Origin of the sequence: Actinoplanes rectilineatus, assembly GCF_000962825.1 — a bacterium.
Classification (GTDB): domain Bacteria; phylum Actinomycetota; class Actinomycetes; order Mycobacteriales; family Micromonosporaceae; genus Actinoplanes; species Actinoplanes rectilineatus.
Genome location: NZ_JZKF01000021.1, coordinates 29,768 through 48,968 on the forward strand (window position 1 = coordinate 29,768; position 19,201 = coordinate 48,968).

At 70.9% G+C, this 19,201-nt stretch carries 16 protein-coding genes; 9 read left to right on the plus strand and 7 right to left on the minus strand.

Going from position 1 to position 19,201, the window contains the following annotated elements; translation table 11 throughout:
- Positions 1-160 precede the first annotated feature (160 nt).
- Positions 161-1,150, plus strand: coding sequence for a LacI family DNA-binding transcriptional regulator (locus WH85_RS17840; RefSeq protein WP_245673985.1), 990 nt, complete (start codon positions 161-163; stop codon positions 1,148-1,150).
- Here the strand turns inward: WH85_RS17840 and ligD are convergent.
- Positions 1,125-2,078, minus strand: coding sequence for a non-homologous end-joining DNA ligase (gene ligD / locus WH85_RS17845; RefSeq protein WP_045743024.1), 954 nt, complete (start codon positions 2,076-2,078; stop codon positions 1,125-1,127). The genes WH85_RS17840 and ligD overlap by 26 nt on opposite strands.
- Positions 2,079-2,088: 10 nt before the next feature.
- Positions 2,089-3,810 carry an acyl-CoA dehydrogenase gene (locus tag WH85_RS17850; RefSeq protein ID WP_045743107.1) on the minus strand — a complete coding sequence of 574 codons (1,722 nt, stop codon included), beginning with the start codon at positions 3,808-3,810 and terminating at the stop codon, positions 2,089-2,091.
- 165 nt (positions 3,811-3,975) lie between these two features.
- Between WH85_RS17850 and WH85_RS17855 the strand changes: the two genes are divergently transcribed.
- Positions 3,976-5,697 carry an alpha/beta hydrolase gene (locus tag WH85_RS17855; protein WP_052720521.1) on the plus strand — a complete coding sequence of 574 codons (1,722 nt, stop codon included), beginning with the start codon at positions 3,976-3,978 and terminating at the stop codon, positions 5,695-5,697.
- Positions 5,698-5,874: 177 nt separating this feature from the next.
- Here the strand turns inward: WH85_RS17855 and WH85_RS17860 are convergent, their stop codons facing one another.
- Positions 5,875-6,444, minus strand: coding sequence for an antibiotic biosynthesis monooxygenase (locus WH85_RS17860; protein WP_045743108.1), 570 nt, complete (start codon positions 6,442-6,444; stop codon positions 5,875-5,877).
- Positions 6,445-6,539: 95 nt separating this feature from the next.
- Here WH85_RS17860 and WH85_RS17865 point away from each other — a divergent pair, with 95 nt between their 5' ends.
- Entirely contained in the window at positions 6,540-7,583 is a 1,044-nt protein-coding gene (locus WH85_RS17865) for a WD40/YVTN/BNR-like repeat-containing protein (protein WP_045743026.1), read from the plus strand.
- A gap of 262 nt (positions 7,584-7,845) precedes the next feature.
- Here the strand turns inward: WH85_RS17865 and WH85_RS17870 are convergent, their stop codons facing one another.
- On the minus strand, positions 7,846-8,484 hold the full coding sequence (locus tag WH85_RS17870; protein ID WP_045743027.1) for a response regulator transcription factor: 639 nt from the start codon (positions 8,482-8,484) through the stop codon (positions 7,846-7,848).
- The gene (locus tag WH85_RS17875) at positions 8,436-9,722 is read right to left on the minus strand and encodes a sensor histidine kinase (protein ID WP_045743028.1); all 1,287 of its coding nucleotides are present in this window, start codon (positions 9,720-9,722) and stop codon (positions 8,436-8,438) included. The genes WH85_RS17870 and WH85_RS17875 overlap by 49 nt, the downstream gene beginning before the upstream one ends.
- A 132-nt stretch (positions 9,723-9,854) precedes the next feature.
- Between WH85_RS17875 and WH85_RS17880 the strand changes: the two genes are divergently transcribed.
- From WH85_RS17880 to WH85_RS17905, 6 genes are all read left to right on the plus strand, one after another.
- Complete coding sequence (locus WH85_RS17880) at positions 9,855-10,868, plus strand: fatty acid desaturase family protein (protein ID WP_157411069.1); 1,014 nt, start codon at positions 9,855-9,857, stop codon at positions 10,866-10,868.
- A 290-nt stretch (positions 10,869-11,158) separates the two neighbouring features.
- Positions 11,159-12,085 (plus strand): CDP-alcohol phosphatidyltransferase family protein, encoded by a 927-nt coding sequence (locus tag WH85_RS17885; protein WP_063775523.1) that lies wholly within the window; start codon positions 11,159-11,161, stop codon positions 12,083-12,085.
- Positions 12,086-12,216: 131 nt separating this feature from the next.
- The gene (locus tag WH85_RS47050) at positions 12,217-12,765 is read left to right on the plus strand and encodes a peptidase associated/transthyretin-like domain-containing protein (RefSeq protein ID WP_052720522.1); all 549 of its coding nucleotides are present in this window, start codon (positions 12,217-12,219) and stop codon (positions 12,763-12,765) included.
- A gap of 34 nt (positions 12,766-12,799) precedes the next feature.
- Complete coding sequence (locus WH85_RS52970; protein ID WP_045743029.1) at positions 12,800-14,521, plus strand: phospholipid carrier-dependent glycosyltransferase; 1,722 nt, start codon at positions 12,800-12,802, stop codon at positions 14,519-14,521.
- A 12-nt stretch (positions 14,522-14,533) separates the two neighbouring features.
- Positions 14,534-16,171 (plus strand): FAD-dependent oxidoreductase, encoded by a 1,638-nt coding sequence (locus WH85_RS17900; RefSeq protein WP_045743030.1) that lies wholly within the window; start codon positions 14,534-14,536, stop codon positions 16,169-16,171.
- A gap of 58 nt (positions 16,172-16,229) precedes the next feature.
- On the plus strand, positions 16,230-16,970 hold the full coding sequence (locus tag WH85_RS17905) for an SDR family NAD(P)-dependent oxidoreductase (RefSeq protein ID WP_045743031.1): 741 nt from the start codon (positions 16,230-16,232) through the stop codon (positions 16,968-16,970).
- 161 nt (positions 16,971-17,131) lie between these two features.
- Here WH85_RS17905 and WH85_RS17910 read toward each other — a convergent pair whose 3' ends face one another.
- Positions 17,132-18,598 (minus strand): deoxyguanosinetriphosphate triphosphohydrolase family protein, encoded by a 1,467-nt coding sequence (locus WH85_RS17910; protein ID WP_045743032.1) that lies wholly within the window; start codon positions 18,596-18,598, stop codon positions 17,132-17,134.
- Between the two features lie 10 nt (positions 18,599-18,608).
- Positions 18,609-19,127, minus strand: coding sequence for an LURP-one-related family protein (locus tag WH85_RS17915; RefSeq protein ID WP_425394649.1), 519 nt, complete (start codon positions 19,125-19,127; stop codon positions 18,609-18,611).
- Positions 19,128-19,201 lie beyond the last annotated feature (74 nt).

A 19,201-nucleotide genomic window follows, 5' to 3' on the forward strand; every position in this document is an offset into this window, starting at 1 on the left:
TTATTCACAGCGTTGGCGGTTGTTGCTACGATTTTGCAGCGCTGCAAAGACAGCATGCACGGACGTGAGTACGTCGGCAAGGGGTAACCTGCCGGAAACTTGGCGTAGGCGGGATGCCGCAAAGGGGGGCACATTGCGCCGCGAGGTGACTCTTCGTGACGTGGCGGAGCTGGCTGGGGTGTCCAGTCGCACCGTCTCCAACGTGGTCAACGGCTACGCGAAAGTGACCGACCGGACCCGGGAACGGGTCCAGCGGGCGGTCGAGGAACTCGGGTACCGGCCCAACGTCCTGGCCCGCAACCTGGCCCAGGGCAAGTCCGGCCAGATCGCCCTGGTAGTGCCCTATCTGGACACTCCCTACTTCTCCGAGCTGCTGCAGAGCGTGCTGCGCGCCGCACGGGCCGCCGGATACACCGTCCTGATCGACCAGACCGACGGCGACCCCGAACACGAGCGCGCGTTCATCGCGCACGGCTCCCGCCGGCTGCTCTTCGACGGCGTCATCTTCAGCCCGCTCGGCCTCGACCAGATGGCCCTGGCCGACCGCGACCCGTCGTTACCCCTGGTCATCCTCGGTGAGCGCAGCAGCGACGGAACTTTCGACCACGTCGGCATCGACGACGTCGCCGCCTCCCGCCAGGCCACCGACCACCTGCTCGGCCTCGGCCGCCGGCGCGTCGCCGCCATAGGCGACCAGCCGTACGCCACCGGCGAGGCCGCCCAACTGCGCACGCGCGGATTCCGCGAGGCCCACGAGGCGCGCGGCCAGGCCGTCCACGAAGACCTCGTCATCGGTACGCCACGCTTCAACCGTCCCGACGGTGCCCACGCCATGGCCCGCCTCCTGGATCTCGAGGAGCCCCCGGACGCGGTGTTCTGCTACAGCGACCTGGTGGCCCTCGGCGCCATCCACACGATCGTCTCGCGGGGCCTGCGCGTCCCCGAGGACATCGCGGTGATCGGCTACGACGACATCGAGGAGGGCGCGTTCTCCAATCCGACGGTCAGCACCGTCTCGCCGGACAAGGAGTGGATCGCGGCCACCGCGGTGGAACGCCTGCTGCTACGGATCACCAGTCCCACCCCGCCACCCGGCCTGGAACTGAGGGCCCCGCACCGGCTGATCATTCGGGAGAGTTCGGCCCGCTGAGCCCGGCCCGCTCGTCCCGGTCCGCCCACTCCAGCAGAGTGTCCAGCGAGAATTCCTGATCGTCGATATCGGCGTGCAGGTCACCCAGCTCGGCGTACCGCGCCGGAACGGTCCGGATGGTCAGCTCCATCGGCTCCACGTCCGCGATCTCGTCCCAGCGCACCGGCGTGGAGACCGTCGCGGCCGGGACACCCCGCACCGAGTACGCGCTGGCGATCGTGTGATCACGGGCGTTCTGGTTGTAGTCCACGAACAGCGAACCCGGGTCCCGGTCCTTGCGCCACCAGGTGGTCGTCACGTCGTCCGGGGCACGGCGCTCCACCTCACGGGCGAAGGCGAGGGCGGCGCGGCGTACCTCGGCGAAGCCCCACCGTGGCGCGATGCGCACGTAGACGTGCAGGCCCCGCCCACCGGAGGTCTTCGGGTAACCGGTGATGCCCAGTTCGTCGAGCACCTCGTGGACCACCCCGGCCACCCGCCGCACGGTGCCGAACGGGCAGTCCGGCATCGGGTCGAGGTCGATGCGCCACTCGTCCGGCCGCTCGACGTCGGCCCGCCGCGAGTTCCACGGATGGAACTCCACGGTGGACATCTGCACCGCCCAGATCACGTCGGCCGGCTTGGTCACGCACACCTCGTCGGCGTGCCTGTTGTACCGGGGGAACGTCACCCGGACCGTCTCCAGCCAGGGCGGGGCGCCGTTCGGCACCCGCTTCTGATGCACCTTCTCCCCGGCCAGTCCGTCCGGGAAGCGGTGCAGCATGCAGGGACGCTCGCGCAGCGCCCGGACGATGCCGTCGCCCACCGCGAGGTAGTAGCGCACCAGGTCGAGCTTGGTCGCCCCGAGCTCCGGGAAGTAGACCCGGTCCGGGTTCGAGACCCGGACCTCGAGGTCGCCGACTTCGATGACGGTGGCTTTACCGGCCATGTGTCTGAAACTAGCCCAGCCAGGCCTCGTTCAGGTCGAGAAACAGGGTGTCCCCGGAATCCAGCAGGTCCAGCAGCGGGCCGATCCGGGGCAGCTCGTGCGCGACGAAGTAGTGCGCGGTCAGGCGCTTGCCCTGGTAGAAGTCACCCTCCCGGTCACCGCTGGCGACCAGCTGCTCCAGCCACATCCAGGCGATCACCAGATGTCCGGCGGCATCGAGGTACGCCGAAGCGTTCGCCAGCGCCGGCCCCGCGTCGCCGGCCGCCCACAGCATCGCCGTGGTCCGCGCCAGCCGGTCGCAGGCCCGGTGCACCGGGTCGGCCAGGTCCTTCGGCGCCCGGTCGGCGGTCGCCCGGATCCGGTCGAGCAGCAGCTCCAGCCCGGCGCCGCCGCGCATCGTCACCTTGCGGCCGAGCAGGTCCAGCGCCTGGATGCCGTCGGTGCCCTCGTGGATCGAGTTGAGGCGGTTGTCCCGGTAGAACTGCTCGACCGGGTACTCGCGGGTGTAGCCGTACCCGCCGTGGATCTGGATGGCGTGGTCGTCGGCCAGCCGGCACCACTGTGACGGCCACGCCTTGACGATCGGGGTCAGCACGTCGAGGAGCAGGTCGTTCTCCTCCGACGGCTGGTCGAGGAGCCGGGCGGCGTACAGGACCAGGGCCAGCCCGCCCTCGACGTAGGACTTGGAGGCGACGAGCATCCGGCGGACGTCCGGGTGCCTGATGATCGGCACCGGTGGGGCGGCCGGGTCCTTGCCGGTGACCGGCCGGCCCTGCTCCCGCTCCTTGGCGTAGGCGAGCGCGTGCAGGTAACCGGTGTAGCCGAGGGCTACCGCGCCGGCACCGACACCGATCCGGGCCTCGTTCATCATGTGGAACATGTACTGCAGGCCCCGGCCCGCCTCCCCCACCAGGTGACCGGTGGCGTCGTCGAACGCCAGCACCGCGTTGGTGGTGCCGCGGAACCCCATCTTGTGGTTGAGCCCGGCCAGCGTGACGCCGTTGCGCTCACCGGTCTCCGGGATCAGCTTGGGGACGATGAACAGCGAGAGCCCCTTGACCCCGGCCGGCGCTCCGGCCACCCGGGCCAGGACCAGGTGCACGATGTTCTCGCTCAGCTCGTGGTCCCCCGCGGAGATCCACATCTTGCCGCCGGTGATCCGGTAGGTCCCGTCGCCGGCCGGCGTCGCCCTCGTGGTGACGTCACTGAGCGAGGAACCCGCCTGCGGCTCGGACAGGCACATCGTCCCGGTGTAGCGGCCCTCGATCATCGGCTGGACGAACCGGCGGATCTGCTCCGCGCTGCCGTACTTCACCAGCAGGTGGGCGTTCGCCGAGGTCAGCATCGGGTACGCCGAGGTGGCGGTGTTGGCCGCCTGGAACCAGAGGAAACAGGCCCGCTGCACCACGTGCGGCAGCTGCAGTCCACCGTGCTCGGCGTCCATGGTGGCGGCGATCAGGCCGGACTCGGCGAACACCCGCAACGCCCGGGCCACCTCCGGGATGGTCTCCACCTTGTCACCGTCGAAGGTCGGCTCGCGCAGGTCGGCGGTCCGGTTATGGGGTGCGAAGTCCCGTTCGGCGATGCGTTGCGACACGTCGAGGAATGCATCGAACGTCTCCCGGGAATGGTCGGCGAACCGCTCGTGCGAGGTCAGCGCCTCCACGTCGAGCCATTCGTAGAGGAGGAACTCGAGATCGCGCCGGGAGAGAACCTTGGACACCTCGGCCATCACCATGCACCCAGTGTGCACTAACTTTCGCCCTCCACTAGGGGCAGTGACCGAGGGAAACCAGGGGGAAACGGGGCGGCGTCCACTGGCACCGAACCCGGATGATGGAGGAGACACGTAGCGGGGCGACGTCGTCACCCCGGGTACGCGCGAACGGAGCACCGCATGCGCAGACAGGTGATGGCGCCACCCGAAGGATGGCTCGCACCACTCCACGCCCGGATCCCCCGGCCCCGCACCCCCGTCACCACGCAGGCCCCGGCACCCCGCCGCCCTCCCATCATGTCGAGCAGACCCAGCATCACCGGCGTCGGCCTCGCCGTCGTCTTCTACTGCCTCTCCTTCACCCCCTCCCTGCTGCCCCGGGTCTGGTTCCTGCAAGGCGTCGTCGCCGGGGTCACCGCCGCGATGGGCTACGCCCTCGGCACCGGCGTCGGCGCACTGATCCGGCTGCGCCGCCCCTTCGGCGCGCGGACCGTCCGGATCGCCTGGCGCGTCCTCGCCGCGGCCACCCCGCTGCTGGTCGTGGTCTTCCTCGCCCTCGGCACCCGCTGGCAGAGCGCGCTGCGGCTACGGCTCGGCATGCCACCCACCGAGGAGTACGACCTGGTCCGCACCGTCGGGATCAGCCTGCTCACCTTCGGGCTGCTGCTGCTGATCGCCCGCGCCCTGCGTCTCGCCACCCACGGCTGCGCGCGGCTCTTCCGGCGGATCGTCCCGAACGCCGCGGCCTACTGCGCGGGCACCCTCGTGGTCGCCCTGCTCAGCTACGGCACCCTCGACAACGTGCTGGTCGCGAACCTGTTCTCGATGGCCGACCGGTCCGCCGCGATCACCAACAACGGCACCGGCACCGGCGTACTGATGCCGGCCTCCGCCCTGCGCTCGGGCAGCGCACCCTCCCTGGTCCCGTGGGACAGCCTGGGACGGCAGGGCCGGGCGTTCGTCGCCGGCGCCCCCACCCCGGAACAACTCGGCGAGTTCGCCGGGCGCCCGGCCACCGAGCCGATCCGCCTCTACGCCGGCCTCACCTCCGCCGACACCGTCGAGGACCGCGCCGACCTGGTGGTCCGCGAGATGGACCGGACCGGCGCGTTCGACCGGGCCGTCGTCGCGGTCTTCACCCCCACCGGCACCGGCTGGGTGGACGGCAAGGTCACCAGTTCCCTGGAGTACATGTACGCCGGGGACACCGCGCTGGTGTCCATGCAGTACTCGTACCTGCCGAGCTGGGCGGCGTTCCTCGGCGCGGACCGTTCCGAGGTGGTGACCGCGGCCTCCGCCCTGATCACGGCGGTGCAGCGACGCTGGGACGCGCTGTCCGAGGACACCCGGCCCACGCTGCTGCTCTTCGGGGAGAGCCTGGGGACGTACGGGCTGGAGAAGACCTACCGCACCGCGGACCGCCTGATCGCCGGCGCCGACGGCGTGCTGCTCGAAGGCCCGACGTTCGCGAACCCGATCCACCGCTCGCTGACCGAGAGCCGCGCCGAGGGCAGCCCGGTGTGGAACCCGGTGCTGCCGGACCTGCCCGTCGCGTTCGCCGAGAACGCCGCCAGCCTGCGCGAACTCACCGGCGAACGCCCCAAGCTGGTCTACCTGCAGAACGCCACCGACCCGGTGGTCTGGTGGAGCTGGGACCTGCTGTGGAAGAAGCCGCAGTGGCTGACCGGCGAACGCGGGCCGGACGTCACCCCGGACATGCACTGGTACCCGGTCGTCACCTTCTGGCAGACCACCTGCGACCTGATATTCGCCAACAAGGTGCCGACCGGCCACGGCCACGTCTACAAGTCCGAGACGGTCGACGCCTGGGCCGCGCTGGCCCCGCCTCCAGGCTGGACCGTCGTCGACACCCTCCGCCTACGAGCCCTCCTCGACTCCTGACGTCATTCTCACGACGACGACAATTAGACAAGCCGACACCGCCCGCCGGCTGTTGGCCGCTCCGCCGGCGCCCGAGGCGGCGACGGGTCCACCGGCCGCCTTGCCGGAGAGCGCGGACACCGCCCGGGGACCCGCTGCCGGTGGGTGAGGGCGGGAGTGCTTCAGCGCGTACCCCGATCAGCGCCTGAGCCACGGCTGCAGCAGGCGGGTCACTCTCGGCAACACCAGGTACGTCATGATCGGGGTCAGGATCAGGGTGCTGATCATGGTGCGGAGCACGGTGTTCAGGCTGGTCAGGTGCGGCATCAGCAGGAACGCGGAGAGCAGGCTGACCGGGAAGAAGCCGAGCCAGATGGTGACCGCCTGCTTCCAGCGCGGTGGCGCGGCCGGCACCGGTGCGCCCGGCTCGTCCACCTCGTGTTCGCGGGGCGGGTCGAACCAGCCCTCGATGCCGGTGCGCCGCTCGACCCGGGTGTGTTCGACGAAGCCCTCGGCCGACGACAGCCACCACTGGCGCTGGCTGGACTCCTCCCAGTTGCGCAGCGCCTCGGCGTCGGCGAACCGGTAGAGCATGTGCCATTCGGCCGAGCCGACCTCGGGGCGGACCCAGCCGGTGCCGAGGAAGCCGGGGAAGGTCTCGGCCAGGGAGGTGCCGGCGCGGACCCAGGCGGCCATCTCCGCGGTACGTCCGGGGTCGGCGCGCCGGGTGATGGCTACGGTGACGGCGAGCTGCGGCGGGGACTCCATGTCCCACATTGTGGTATCGCCACGTTGCCGCTGTATTGCGGTCGGCGAATCCGTGCCGTGTCACACACCTGCCGAGGCGGGTAAGTTCGGCCAGCATGACAATGCAGCGAAAGTTGTCGATAGCCGCACTCGCGCTCGCCCTGGTCGGCGGCCTCGGCTTCACCGGCGGGCCGGAACCGTCCTGGCAGCTCACCGACACCGGCTCGACCGCCCGGTTCCGGGGGCTCGCCGCCGTCGACGGCCGGGTCGCCTGGGTGGCCGGCAGCGCCGGAACGATCCTGCGCACGACCGACGCCGGCCGGCACTGGACCTCCACCGGGCCGGCCGACGCGGCGGCCCTCCAATTCCGTGACATCGAGGCCTTCGACGCGCGGACCGCGGTGGCGCTGACCATCGGCAACGGCGCCGACTCGCGGCTCTACCGCACCGCCGACGGCGGGCACGCCTGGACCGAAGTGTTCCGCAACGACGATCCGGCCGCCTTCTACGACTGTGTCGCGTTCGGCGACAAGCGGCACGGTCTGGCACTGTCCGACCCGGTCGACGGGCGCTTCCGGATCCTCGCCACCGGCGACGGCGGCCGCTCCTGGACGGTCCTGCCCTCCACCGGGATGCCGGACGCGCTGCCCGGCGAGTTCGCCTTCGCGGCCGGCGGCACCTGCCTGGTCGCCTCCGGCCGGCACGCCTGGTTCGCGACCGGCGGTGACGCCACCGCCCGGGTCTTCGCCTCGCACGACTTCGGGCGAACCTGGTCGGTCACCGACTCACCGATCCCGAGCGGCCCCAGCGCCGGTGTCTACGCCCTGGCTTTCCGTGACGAGCGCACCGGCCTGGCGGTCGGCGGCGACTACGCCGTCCCGGACTCGGCCCCGGACGGCTCGGCGGTCAGCCGCGACGGCGGGCGCACCTGGACGGTCTCCCGCACGGTTCCGGGCGCCTACCGTTCCGGCGTGGCCTGGACCGGACGCGGCCGGACCGCCCTCGCGGTCGGCCCCACCGGCAGCGACATCACCCACGACAGCGGCGCCACGTGGCGCCGCTTCGACACGGGCAGTTTCGACGCGGTCGCTTGCGCGTCCGGCGCCTGCTGGGCCTCCGGCCAGGACGGCCGCGTCGCCCTTCTACGGGGTACGCACTGAAGCACTCCCACCCTCACCCCGCCGGCAGCGGGCCCCTGGGCCGCGTCCGCGCTCTCCGGCGGGGCGGCCGGTGGACCCGCTGCCGCCTTCGGGCACCGGCGGAGCGGCCAGGTCCAGTGAGCGAGGCCGTCGACGAACGCGCAACACGCTGTTGCGGGTCCGGCGGAGGCGTCGCACGGCGATCCGGAAAGCAACGACACGGGTCCGGCTGTTGCTCACGGCTGTCCCTGCCGCGACAGCCGTGAGCAACAGTCACGAGCGGTCAGGCGTTGAGGTAGGCGAGGACGGCCAGGACGCGCCGATGGTCGTCGTCGGACGGGGGCAGCGCCAACTTGGTGAAGATGCCGTTGATGTGCTTGCTGACCGCTTTGTCGCCGATGAAGAGTTTCTGGGCGATCGCGCCGTTCGAGCGTCCCTCCGCCATCAGGCCCAGCACCTCGCGTTCGCGGACGGTCAACGCGGCCAGCGGCGGCTGACGGCGGGCGAGCAGCTGGGACACCACCTCGGGGTCCATCGCCGTGCCACCTGAGGCGACCCGGCGGACCGCGTCGACGAACTGGGTCACGTTCGCGATGCGGTCCTTGAGCAGGTAGCCGACGCCGCCGTTGCGGTCGGTCAGCAGTTCGCGGGCGTACAGCGGTTCGACGTGCTGGGAGAGGACGAGCACCGGGAGGCCGGGCACCTCGACGCGGGCCGCGATCGCCGCCTGCAGGCCCTCGTCGGTGAAGGTGGGCGGCAGGCGTACGTCCACCACCGCCACGTCCGGCCGGTGCTCCACCAGCGCCGGCAGCAGGGACGGTCCGTTGTCGACCGCAGCCACCACCTCGAACCCGTACGCCTCGAGCAGTCGGATCAGGCCGTCCCGGAGGAGGGCGAGGTCCTCGGCGATGACAACGCGCACGGCAGCTCCATGGTCACGACGGTCGGTCCGCCCGGCGGGCTGGACAGGCTCATCGTGCCATCGAAGGCGGCGAGACGGCGTTCGATACCTCGCAGCCCGGTGCCGCCGGCCGGGTCGGCTCCGCCGAGGCCGTCGTCGCCGACCCGCATCACCAGCGACTCCCCGGTGTGCCACAGCTCCACCCAGGCGTGCCGGGCGAAGCTGTGCCGGGTCAGGTTGGCCAGCGCCTCGGCGACCGCGAAGTAGCCGGCCGACTCGACCGGGGTCTCCAGCCGGGCGGGCAGCGCCGCGGTCACCTCGGTCGGCACCGGCAGGGCCAGGGCGAGCGCCCGGACCGCGCCTTCCAGCCCGCGTTCGGCGAGCACCGGCGGGTGGATGCCGCGGACCAGGTGGCGCAGCTCGACCAGGGCCGCGGTGCTGGCCTCGCGGGCTTCGGCGAGCAGTTTGCGGGCGCCGGCCGGGTCGTCCTCGACCATGTCCTCGGCCATTCCGATGGTCATGCCGAGGGAGACCAGCCTGGCCTGGGCGCCGTCGTGCAGGTCGCGTTCGATCCGGCGCAGTTCGGCGGCCTGCGCGTCGACCGTGTCGGCTCGGGTCTCGGTGAGCCGGCTGACCCGCAGGCGCAACTCGGCGTTGCGGGTCGGGGCGAGCAGCAGCCGGTCGGCGTGGGCGGTGGCCTGCATCAGGTGGGGTGCCGCGGCGATGCCGATGATCAGGATCAGGGTGCCCTGCGGCAGGGAGAGGAAGCCGTCGCCGACGGTCTGGATCGGCCAGATGGCGCCGTAGCCGCTCCAGACGCCGCCCAGCCACGTCCATAGTGGGATCAGCAGGATGCCCTCCACCCCGTAGATCGGGACGGCCAGGGTGAGTACGCCGAGGGTGAACCCGGCCACCGCGCCGGGCAGGAGCCAGGCCAGGTCGCGCCAGGTCGCCGGGTCGGTGAGCAGCCAGCGCAGTCGGCGGGGACCGCCGATCCGGGCCGGGGCGGGCAGCACACGGTACGGCGTGGCGATCGGCACGCCGTACCGCCCGGCGAGCCGGCGCGCCAGTCCGGTGCGGGCCCGCACCAAACGGGTGACCAGGGGGAAGAGCAGCATCCCGAGACCGGGCACGAGCACCAGGGCGAGGGAGACGACGGAGAGCACGAGGAGCGGGAGGTTGAGCACCGCCAGCGGGATGGCGAGTGCACCCCCGGCCAGGGCCCGGACGCCGTCGCGGATCCAGTCACGCGAGTCCATGTCCTCATCCTGGGCCCCGGGCACCACCGGTGTCGGTAGTGCCAGCCCTACTCCCCACCGGGGTGTCAGCCTCCTATGCACGAGGGAGTGGATACTCCTGACCAAATGCCATCGCGCCGGTTAGCTGTGCGTATGACGATGACAGCCGAGACCAGGACCGGCGGCGGAAGTGACTTCGCCGAACTCAACCGACGCATCAACGCGGCCGGCCTGCTACGACGGCGGCCGGCCTACTACGCCGTACGCCTGAGCCTGGTGACCCTCGCCCTGGCCGGCGGGTGGGCCGCCTTCTTCCTGATCGGCGACTCCTGGTGGACGATCGCCGTGGCCGTGTTCCTCGGGGTGCTCTTCGCGCAGGTCGGGCTGGTCGCCCACGACCTGGCGCACCGGCAGGTGTTCCGGACCAACAAGCCGAGCGCCCGGGCCGGCCTGATCTTCGGCAACGTGGCGATCGGGATGTCCTACGGGTACTGGATGGAGAAGCACACCAAGCACCACGCCAATCCCAACCACGACGATCTGGATCCGGATGTCAGCCCGGAGGTGCTGGTCTGGAACGCCGAGGACGCCCGGGGCCGGGGTTTCGTGGTCCGCCATCAGGCCTGGTTCTTCTTCCCGCTGCTCTCCCTGCTGGGCCTGTCACTGCGCAAGGACAGCATCAACTGGCTGATCCGGGAGCGCGGCAAGCGGCGCGGCCTGGAGTCGGTGCTGGTGTCGGCGCACATCCTGGGGTATCTCGCCGCCCTGGTGCTGGTCCTGTCCCCGCTGCAGGCGCTGGTGTTCTTCGTGGTGCACCAGGGTCTCTTCGGGGTGTACCTGGGGATGACGTTCGCGCCGAACCACAAGGGCATGCCGCACCCGGACGGCTCCGAGGACTTCCTCCGCAAGCAGGTCCTGACCTCGCGCAACGTCCGCGGCGGCTGGCTGGTCGACACGGCGCTGGGCGGGCTGAACTACCAGATCGAGCATCACCTGTTCCCGGCGATGCCGACGCCGAACCTGCGCAAGGCCCAGCCGCTGGTGCAGCGTTACTGCGAGGAGATCGGTGTCTCGTACGAGTTGACCGGTCTGATCGATTCGTACCGGCAGGCGCTGCGGCACCTGCACGACGTCGGTGCGGAGTTGCGGCAGGCGAAGCGGGCGTAGACCGGAATGGGCCCGATGGCCGGAAGTTCCGGCGGTCGGGCCACCCGGGCGAAGATATCGGTCCAGCCACGGCCGCCGAGCGCACCTGGGCCGTCCCGCACGCCTCGGGATAGAGTCCTCACAGGGAACGGCCCACCCCCGGTGGATCATCACGGATCGATGTCTCGCACTCACAGGACGCAACGGTTTCGTCACCACGACGCGAAACGGACGTCACTGCAGGTAGCGGGCTTAGGTGAACCGGCGGGGTACTTAGCATTTTCATAGGATGAAGGTCTAAAGTGCCGCGCGTGAAGGTGACCTTGCAGGAGATCCGGGAGCGGACCTACAAGCCGGTCGACGCGTGGTGGACCGTGCTTCTGGTCGACCCGTTGGCGTCTCGACTGGTGCGTCAGGTGGCGCCGTACCGATGGATAACGCCCAATGTTCTGACTCTGATCGCGACCATTCTCGGCACCGGAGCGGCGGTCAGTTTCGCCATCGGTGACCGTTGGTGGCTGGTCGCCGGCGGCATTCTGTTCCACCTCAGCTTCGTCGTCGACTGCATGGACGGCAAGATCGCCCGGCTGAACGGCACCGGGACGATCTTCGGCCAATGGCTCGACTTCGTCCTCGACCGGGTCCGGGTCTTCTTCATCGCCCTGGCGCTCTTCGGCGGGCAGTATGCGAAGACCGGTAACGACACCTACCTCTGGGTGATGGCGATCGCCATCTTCCTGGACCTGTTCCGTTACCTGAACAGCGCCCAGATGCAGAAGGTCCGCAAGGTCATGCGCGACCAGCTGGACGCGCTGAAGCCGCCGGTGACCACCCAGCCGACACCCGCCGCCGAGATGGGCGAGCCGGCCGACGAGATGCCCGAGGAGGACACCGCGTCGCAGCCCCGGCCGACCACCGGCAAGCCGTCGCTCAAGCGCCGGATCGGCAGCTTCCTGCGGGCCCGCCGGATCCGCACCCACCTGATCAGTGGCATCGAATACGAGATGACCGTCTTCATCATCGCGCCGGTCACCGGATTCATCATCCCGGTCACCATCCTGGCCGGCGCCGGTCTGCTCGCCTTCGAGCTGTTCCTGATCTACAAGCTCCTCAAGGCCTGCCGCGCCTACCCGGCGAAGCTCGCCGCCGCCGAGGAGAAGTGGGCGGCCTACCAGGCCGAGCAGGACGACCAGGCCGGCCACACCGACTCGGCCGGTCGCGTTCCGACAACGGTCTGACCCTTCCTTCCACCACGCGACCAGTGGCACCCCGGGGCGAACGCTCCGGGGTGCCACTGTTTGTGCCCCCGGTTCCTTCCGATCCCGGGCGCCCGGTGCCGAACAGACGGTCGTCGACCCTGGGAGGCGCCATGACCGTCCGCCAGCCGCAGGACCACCACCGCACACCGCTCGCCGGCCGGGTCCGGCTCCCCGCCCGGGCACCGGCCCCGGACTCCGCCTTCGCCCTCGCCTCGCGGGCGGCCCTCATCCCCCTCACCGTGCGCCTGCGCCTGCTGAGCGCCTGGTCCGGGCGGGTTCTCGTGGGGTACGCGGTGAGCATGTGGGACTGCTCCCCCGCCACGACGCGGCCGGCCCCGGAACAGCGGACCACCGACGAGGCCGGCTGGGTACGGTTCGCCGGCGTCTTCCCGGAGGCGTACCCGGGACACTGGCCGCACCTGCACGTCGAGATCCGCCCGGCGCCCGGCTCCGCGCCGGAGCACACCGCCGAACTCGCACTTCCGGGTGACGCCTGCACCCAGGCATACGGGTGGGCCCACGGGCGCCTCGACGACGTCAGCCTGGCCACCGACACCTGCTTCACCAGCGGCTGGCCCCTGGAGATCGCGTCGGTGACCGGCGACCCGGTCCGGGGACTGGTCGCCACCCGTACCGTGGGCCTCCGACCCGGCGGGTGAGATCCACTCCACCGGCACCGACTAGATTTGCGCGATGCCGCGCCGCCGCCTCCTCTATCTGCTCGCCGTTGTGGCCATGCTGGGACAGATGGCGTTCGCCATGGTCACCACCGCCATGCAGCAGACGCCGACCATCGACGAACCGGTCTACGTGGCGACCGCCGAGGTGTACCGGCAGCAGCACAGCCTGCGTTACAACCCGGAGCACCCGCCGCTCGGCAAGCTGATCATCGCGGCCGGGACGGCGTTCGCGGACCCGAAGCTCGACCCCGGGTACACCGGCAACCAGACCCGGCTCGGCCGTCATCTGCTGTACGAGAGCGGCAACAACCCGTTCCAGCTGCTGCTCTACGCCCGGCTGCCGATCATCCTGCTGACCCTGGTGTTCGGGCTGGTGGTGCTGGCGTTCGCGCGGGACCTGGCCGGGCCGGCCGGCGGGCTGCTGGCGCTGGCGCTGTACTCCTTCTCGCCCGATGTGATCGCCCACGGGTCGCTGGCGACGCTCGACGTTCCGGCCGCCGGGATGCTGCTCACCGCCTTCTGGCTGACGTGGCGCGCCCGGACGACGATGATGCCCTACCTACCTCTGGCCGGGGCGGCACTGGGCGCGGCGCTGGCGACCCGGATGAGCGTGCTTCCGGCCGTACCCCTGCTGGTTGTTCTCGCGGCCTGGTCCGCCTGGCATGCGCAACGTCCGCTCCCGGCGCAGCCCACCCCGGAGCCCGAACCGGAACCCGCCTCGGAGCCCGAGCCCGACGCGAAGCCCGAGCCCGAACCTGAGGCGGAGCCCGAGCCGAAACCGAAGGGCGTCATCCCGCTGGGGTGGCGGATCGGCGTCAGCGTCGCCGCGACGACCGCCCTCGGGCTGATCGCCATCGCGGTCGTGTGGATCTCCTACCTGCTCGTCGACCGCCGGATGTACTGGGCCAGCCCGGTCGGCCTGCCGAACCCGGACGACCTGGGGCTGCGCGGGCTCGCCGTGGAGTGGCTGCCGTTCCCGCAGGCCTACAAGGACGGGATGCTCACCCAGTTCAAGTTCGAGGACAAGACGTACACCGGCTTCCTGCTCGGCGAGTCCTACAAGGGCTCCCCCTGGTACTACATGCCGGTCGCGATCCTGATCAAGACGCCGCTGGGGATGCTGGCGCTCTGGGCGGCCGGCATGATCACGATGCTGGTGATCCCCCGGCTGCGCGCCGCGCTGCTCTACCTGGTGCCGGTCTCCGCCGTGCTGCTGCTCGTCACGATGACCGGCTCCCGCAACTTCGGCACCCGGTACGTCATCTTCCTGCCGATGTTCCTGACCGTCGCGGCCGGCACCGTCGTGCTGATCCGGTGGCGCTGGGCGAAGATCGTGGCCGGCCTGCTCGCCCTCGCGGTGGCGGTCAGCTCGATGCTCACCTTCCCCTACTACCTGCCCTACTCCAACGAGGCGTTCGGCGGCACCGCGAACACCCACAACAACCTGCACGACGCCAACGTCGACTGGGGTCAGGACCTTGCCCGGCTCGCCCAGAAGCTGAAGGCCGACTACCCCGGCGAACAGGTGTGGCTGGTCTACAAGGGCAGTGGCGTGCCCCGCTACTACGGGATCGACTACCGGGATCCGTACACCGTACGGCCCGAGGAGATCCACGGTCTGCTCGTCGTCTCCGACTCCCGGGTCGCCACCGTCACCCCCCGGCTGAAGCTGATGCTCGACGGCGCCACCCCGATCGACCAGGTCGGATACTCGATAACCATCTACCGGCGCTGATACTTTGCAGGGGTGCACTACGACGTCGTGATCGTGGGCAGCGGATTCGGCGGCAGTGTCAGCGCTCTACGGCTGGCCGAGAAGGGCTACCGGGTCGGCGTGCTCGAGGCCGGTCGCCGGTTCACCCCGGCGACGCTGCCGCGCAGCTCCTGGGACCTGCGGAACTTCCTGTGGGCGCCGCGGCTGGGCCTGCGCGGCATCCAGCGGATCACCCTGCTCAAGGACATCGTGGTGCTCTCCGCCGCCGGGGTCGGCGGCGGCTCCCTGGTGTACGCGAACACCCTCTACCGTCCGCCGGCCGCGTTCTTCGACGATCCGCGCTGGTCCGGGATCACCGACTGGGCCGGTGAACTGGACCGGCACTACGACCAGGCGTCCCGGATGCTCGGCGTCACCGACCAGCCCGCCACCACGCCCGCCGACCGCGCGATCCGGCAGGTCGCGCAGGACATGGGCGTCGGGCACACGTTCCGGCACACGCCGGTCGGCGTCTTCTTCGGCGAACCGGGACGGACCGTGCCCGACCCGTACTTCGGGGGCGCCGGCCCGGACCGGACCGGGTGCACCCAGTGCGGCGACTGCATGATCGGCTGCCGGGTCGGCGCGAAGAACCGGCTCGACGTCAACTACCTGCACCTGGCCGAGCGGGCCGGGGCGGTCGTCCACCCGGACACCGAGGTCACCGCCCTGCGGCCGGACGGCGACGGCTGGCGGGTGGAGACCCGGACCGGGCAGGTCCACACCGCCGGGCAGGTCGTCCTGGCCGCCGGGGCGCTCGGCACCCAGCGTCTGCTGCACGCGATGCGCGACACCGGGGTGCTGCCCGCCCTCTCCCCCCGCCTGGGCACGCTGACCCGGACCAACTCCGAGGCACTGCTCGGCGCGGCCACCAGGGACGTGCCCGCCGAACCGTTCTCCCGCGGCGTCGCGATCACCTCGTCGTTCCACCCGGACGAACGGACCCACATCGAACCGGTCCGCTACGGCCCCGGCAGCAACGCCATGGGCCTGCTGTCGACGATCCTGGTGGACGGCGGCGGGCGCGTCCCGCGACCGCTGCGCTTCCTCGGCCAGGCCCTGCGCCACCCGGTGGTCCTGGCGCACTCGCTGTCGGTGCGCCGCTGGAGCGAACGGACCATCATCGCCCTGGTCATGCAGACCGCGGACAATTCCCTGACGGTACGGCGGACCCGGCGCGGACGGCTCACCACCGGCCCCGGACACGGTGACCCGAACCCGCGCTGGATCCCCGTCGGCCACGAGGCGGTGCGGCGGCTCGCCGACCGGATCGGCGGCTACCCCGGTGGCACGGTCGGCGACGTCTTCGACATCCCGATGACCGCGCACATCCTGGGCGGTGCCACGATCGGCGAGTCGGCGGAGACCGGGGTGGTGGACGCCTACCACCGGGTCTTCGGTCATCCGGGCCTGCATGTGGTGGACGGTTCGGCGGTTCCGGCGAACCTGGGTGTCAACCCGTCGCTGACGATCACCGCGCTGGCCGAGCGGGCGATCTCCCTCTGGCCCGTGCACGGTGACCCGGATCCGCGGCCGCCGCTCGGGGCGGCGTACCGCCGGGTCGCGCCGGTCCCGCCCCGATCGCCGGTCGTGCCGGCGCACGCACCGGCGGCCTTGCGGCTCCCCTTTTGAAGATCCACATGCCTCGATCGGTCGACATCGCCTTCGGCACGCCCTAGCGTCCCCAGTCATGACACTCCACGATTCCGCCCCTCTCGCCGGACGGGTCGCACTGGTCACCGGCGGTTCGCGGGGCATCGGCGCGGCGATCGTCCGGCGTCTGGCGGCCGACGGGGCCCGGGTGGTGTTCACCTACCGGGAGAGTTCGCAGGCGGCCGCCGAGCTGGCCGCCGAGATCGGCGACGGGGTGGCGGTGCGCTGCGACCAGGCCGACCTCGGCACTCTGCCGGCGATGTTCGATCCGGTACGCGACAGCGGCCTGGACATCCTGGTCCTCAACGCCGCCGTCGCGGACCAGACACCGATCGGTGAGCTGACCACGGACCACTACGAGCGGGTGATGACGATCAACGCGACGTTCCCGCTGTTCGCCATCCGGGAGGCGATCCCGCTGCTCCGTGACGGCGGACGCATCGTCACCGTCTCCAGCCTCAACACCGTGGTGGCCGCTCCGGGGCTGGCGCTCTACTGCGGGAGCAAGGGCGCCCTGGAGCAGTTCACCAGGGTGGCCTCCCGCGAGCTCGGGCCGCGCGGGATCACCGTCAACACGGTGTCCTCCGGGGCGACCGACACCGACATGCTGCGCGCCACCAACCCACCCGAGCTGCTGGCGGTCACCTCGTCCGTCACCGCGCTGGGCCGTCTCGGCACCCCGGCTGACATCGCCGCCGTCGTCGCGTTCCTCTGCTCCCCCGACGGGGCCTGGCTGACCGGCCAGAACCTCCGGGCCACCGGCGGCCTCTTCATGTGACCGGCTTTTGAGGAGCGCAACCGCGCACGCAGGTCGCCCGGTGGCTCTCGCGGGTTGGACGCGTAGCGGCCAGCGGGAGTCGCCGGGCCCTCGGCGGGAGCGACGGTCTGTACCCACCACCCCGCTACGACATCGATCTTCCGATTTTGATCCTCCGTGCCCTACAGGACGAAGGCGTCCGTCCAGAGCTGCCGTGACCGCCCGGACAGCGCCTCCATCAGGCCGATCGCCTGGCTGTCGGTGAGGCCGGCGACGAAGTCGATGACGGCCCGACCACGCGCGCGCTCCAGCCGGTCCGGGATCTCGGCGGAAAGCTCGGCCTCGGCGAGTTCGACCAGGTCACGCAGGCGACGGGGCAGTCGCTGCTCCTCGTCGGGGTCGGTGAGCCAGGCCAGCAGCGCCTCCACCAGCGAGGCCAGCAGACGGGCCTGCCCGCGCTGGTGCAGCGCCAGATCGGGACGTTCCAGGACGAAGCGATTCTGTACGAACTTGAGGATCTGCACCTCGTGCCACTGCGCCCGGGACAGCTGCACGTGACCGCTTCTGATCGCAGGCTGACCGGTTGCCTCGATCGAGTCGACCAGACGGCGGGTCCACGTGGCGGAGAACGCGGCGACCCGGGCCTCGGCCTCGATGGAACCGTCGAACGGCCGGGCCAGCAGGCCGTCGACCAACTCGGCACGGACCAGCTCGACGGCATCCGCGAAAGCGTCGTCGTCGGCGATCCATGCGTCCTTGCGGTGCAGCTGGCGGCGCAGCGACTCGATCGCGCCACCGGACCGGGTCAGGTCGGTCTCGGCGCCCCAGCGCTGCCAGGCCATCAGCTCGGTGGCGACCGCACCCTGCTGCAGGACGCCGACGCGGTGCACGTCCTCGAGGTCGTGGATGGCGTAGGCGATGTCGTCGGCGGTGTCCATCACCGAGGCCTCGACGGTCTGCTGCCAGTCGGCGACCCGGCCGGTGAACGGGGCCCGCGCGGCACGCATGTCGCCGACCTCGGTGGAATAGGCCCCGAACTTCAGCGAACCGCCGTCCGGGTCGTCGGGGACCACCGCCGCACCGCGGGGCGCCGGATCCATGAATCGCGGGTGCGGGTCCGGGTGGGTGCGCCGGGTCCACGGGTATTTCAGGATCGCGGCGCGGACCGCGTTCGTCAGGTTGAGACCGGCGGTCGCCTGGCCGCCGATCTCGGTGCTGGTGACGATCCGGTACGACTGGGCGTTGCCCTCGAACCCGTCACGCAGGTTGAGGCGGTGCCGGGCCAGCCGGTCCAGCACGCGTTCGCCCAGGTGGCCGAAGGGCGGGTGGCCCAGATCGTGGGCGAGGGCCGCCGCCTCCACCACGTCCGGGTCGCAGCCGCCCAACTTCTCGGCCAGGTCGGGCTCAGCGGCCCGGACGCGTTCGGCGATGGCCCGGCCCACCTGCGCCACCTTGAGGCTGTGGGTGAGCCGGTTGTGCACCAGCAGGCCGGCGCCGCCCGGGCTGATCACCTGGGTGACGCCGGCCAGCCGGGCCAGGAACGGTGAACTGACGATCCGGTCCCGGTCGACGCGGAACGGGCTGGCGGCCAGGTCGCCGGGGGCGACCAGGGTGTCGCCGAACAGGCGCTGGGCACGGGGATCGTCCATCCCCGGAAATCTACCTGGACTGCAGGGCGTCCAACGCGACGGCCATCGCCACCACCAGGCGACGGTCGAGGTACTGGTCGTGGATGCTGACCTCGTAGCGGTCCCGCAGACCCCACTTGCGGACCACCGAGAACGCCGGGCGGCCGGCGATGGTGAAGTCGAAGTGGTACGGCAACCAGGAGAGGTAGTCGACGAAGCGGCGCAGGACGGCCACCCACATGTTGCGTTCCTGCCCGGTGATCTCGCCGTAGCCGGGCTGTTCGACGATCCAGGTGGACCGGAGCAGCGACGCCGCGAAATTCTTGCGGAACAGGCCGATCGGCTGGCCGGCCGGGTCGGTCACGTCGTACGTGGCGCCGAGGTCGATCACCTGGCGGGCTTTGAACCCGAGCAGCGGGTACTGCTTGGTGTCGTCGGTGTAGAGGGTCACCTGTTCCTTGAACGCCAAGCGCTTCTGCTGGGCGAAGGCGAGGACACCGGCCTCCTGGCCGTCCGGGGTCACCCCGTGTACCTCGTACTGATTGACCATGAAACGTATGCGTTGCCGCACTATGAGGCGGTGCTGTGCCTGAAGGACGTCGAGGGTCACGGCCGCAGTGTGTC

Excerpts from the sequence above, each read along its gene's own strand:
- WH85_RS47050 (WP_052720522.1), top strand. The coding sequence starts at position 12,217 with ATGACCGTCCGCCAGCCGCAGGACCACCACCGCACACCGCTCGCCGGC.
- WH85_RS17915 (WP_425394649.1), bottom strand. The coding sequence starts at position 19,127 with ATGGTCAATCAGTACGAGGTACACGGGGTGACCCCGGACGGCCAGGAG.
- WH85_RS17905 (WP_045743031.1), top strand. The coding sequence starts at position 16,230 with ATGACACTCCACGATTCCGCCCCTCTCGCCGGACGGGTCGCACTGGTC.
- WH85_RS17910 (WP_045743032.1), bottom strand. The coding sequence starts at position 18,598 with ATGGACGATCCCCGTGCCCAGCGCCTGTTCGGCGACACCCTGGTCGCC.
- WH85_RS17880 (WP_157411069.1), top strand. The coding sequence starts at position 9,855 with ATGACGATGACAGCCGAGACCAGGACCGGCGGCGGAAGTGACTTCGCC.
- ligD (WP_045743024.1), bottom strand. The coding sequence starts at position 2,078 with ATGGCCGGTAAAGCCACCGTCATCGAAGTCGGCGACCTCGAGGTCCGG.
- WH85_RS17875 (WP_045743028.1), bottom strand. The coding sequence starts at position 9,722 with ATGGACTCGCGTGACTGGATCCGCGACGGCGTCCGGGCCCTGGCCGGG.
- WH85_RS52970 (WP_045743029.1), top strand. The coding sequence starts at position 12,800 with ATGCCGCGCCGCCGCCTCCTCTATCTGCTCGCCGTTGTGGCCATGCTG.
- WH85_RS17850 (WP_045743107.1), bottom strand. The coding sequence starts at position 3,810 with ATGGCCGAGGTGTCCAAGGTTCTCTCCCGGCGCGATCTCGAGTTCCTC.
- WH85_RS17865 (WP_045743026.1), top strand. The coding sequence starts at position 6,540 with ATGACAATGCAGCGAAAGTTGTCGATAGCCGCACTCGCGCTCGCCCTG.
- WH85_RS17860 (WP_045743108.1), bottom strand. The coding sequence starts at position 6,444 with ATGGAGTCCCCGCCGCAGCTCGCCGTCACCGTAGCCATCACCCGGCGC.
- WH85_RS17855 (WP_052720521.1), top strand. The coding sequence starts at position 3,976 with ATGCGCAGACAGGTGATGGCGCCACCCGAAGGATGGCTCGCACCACTC.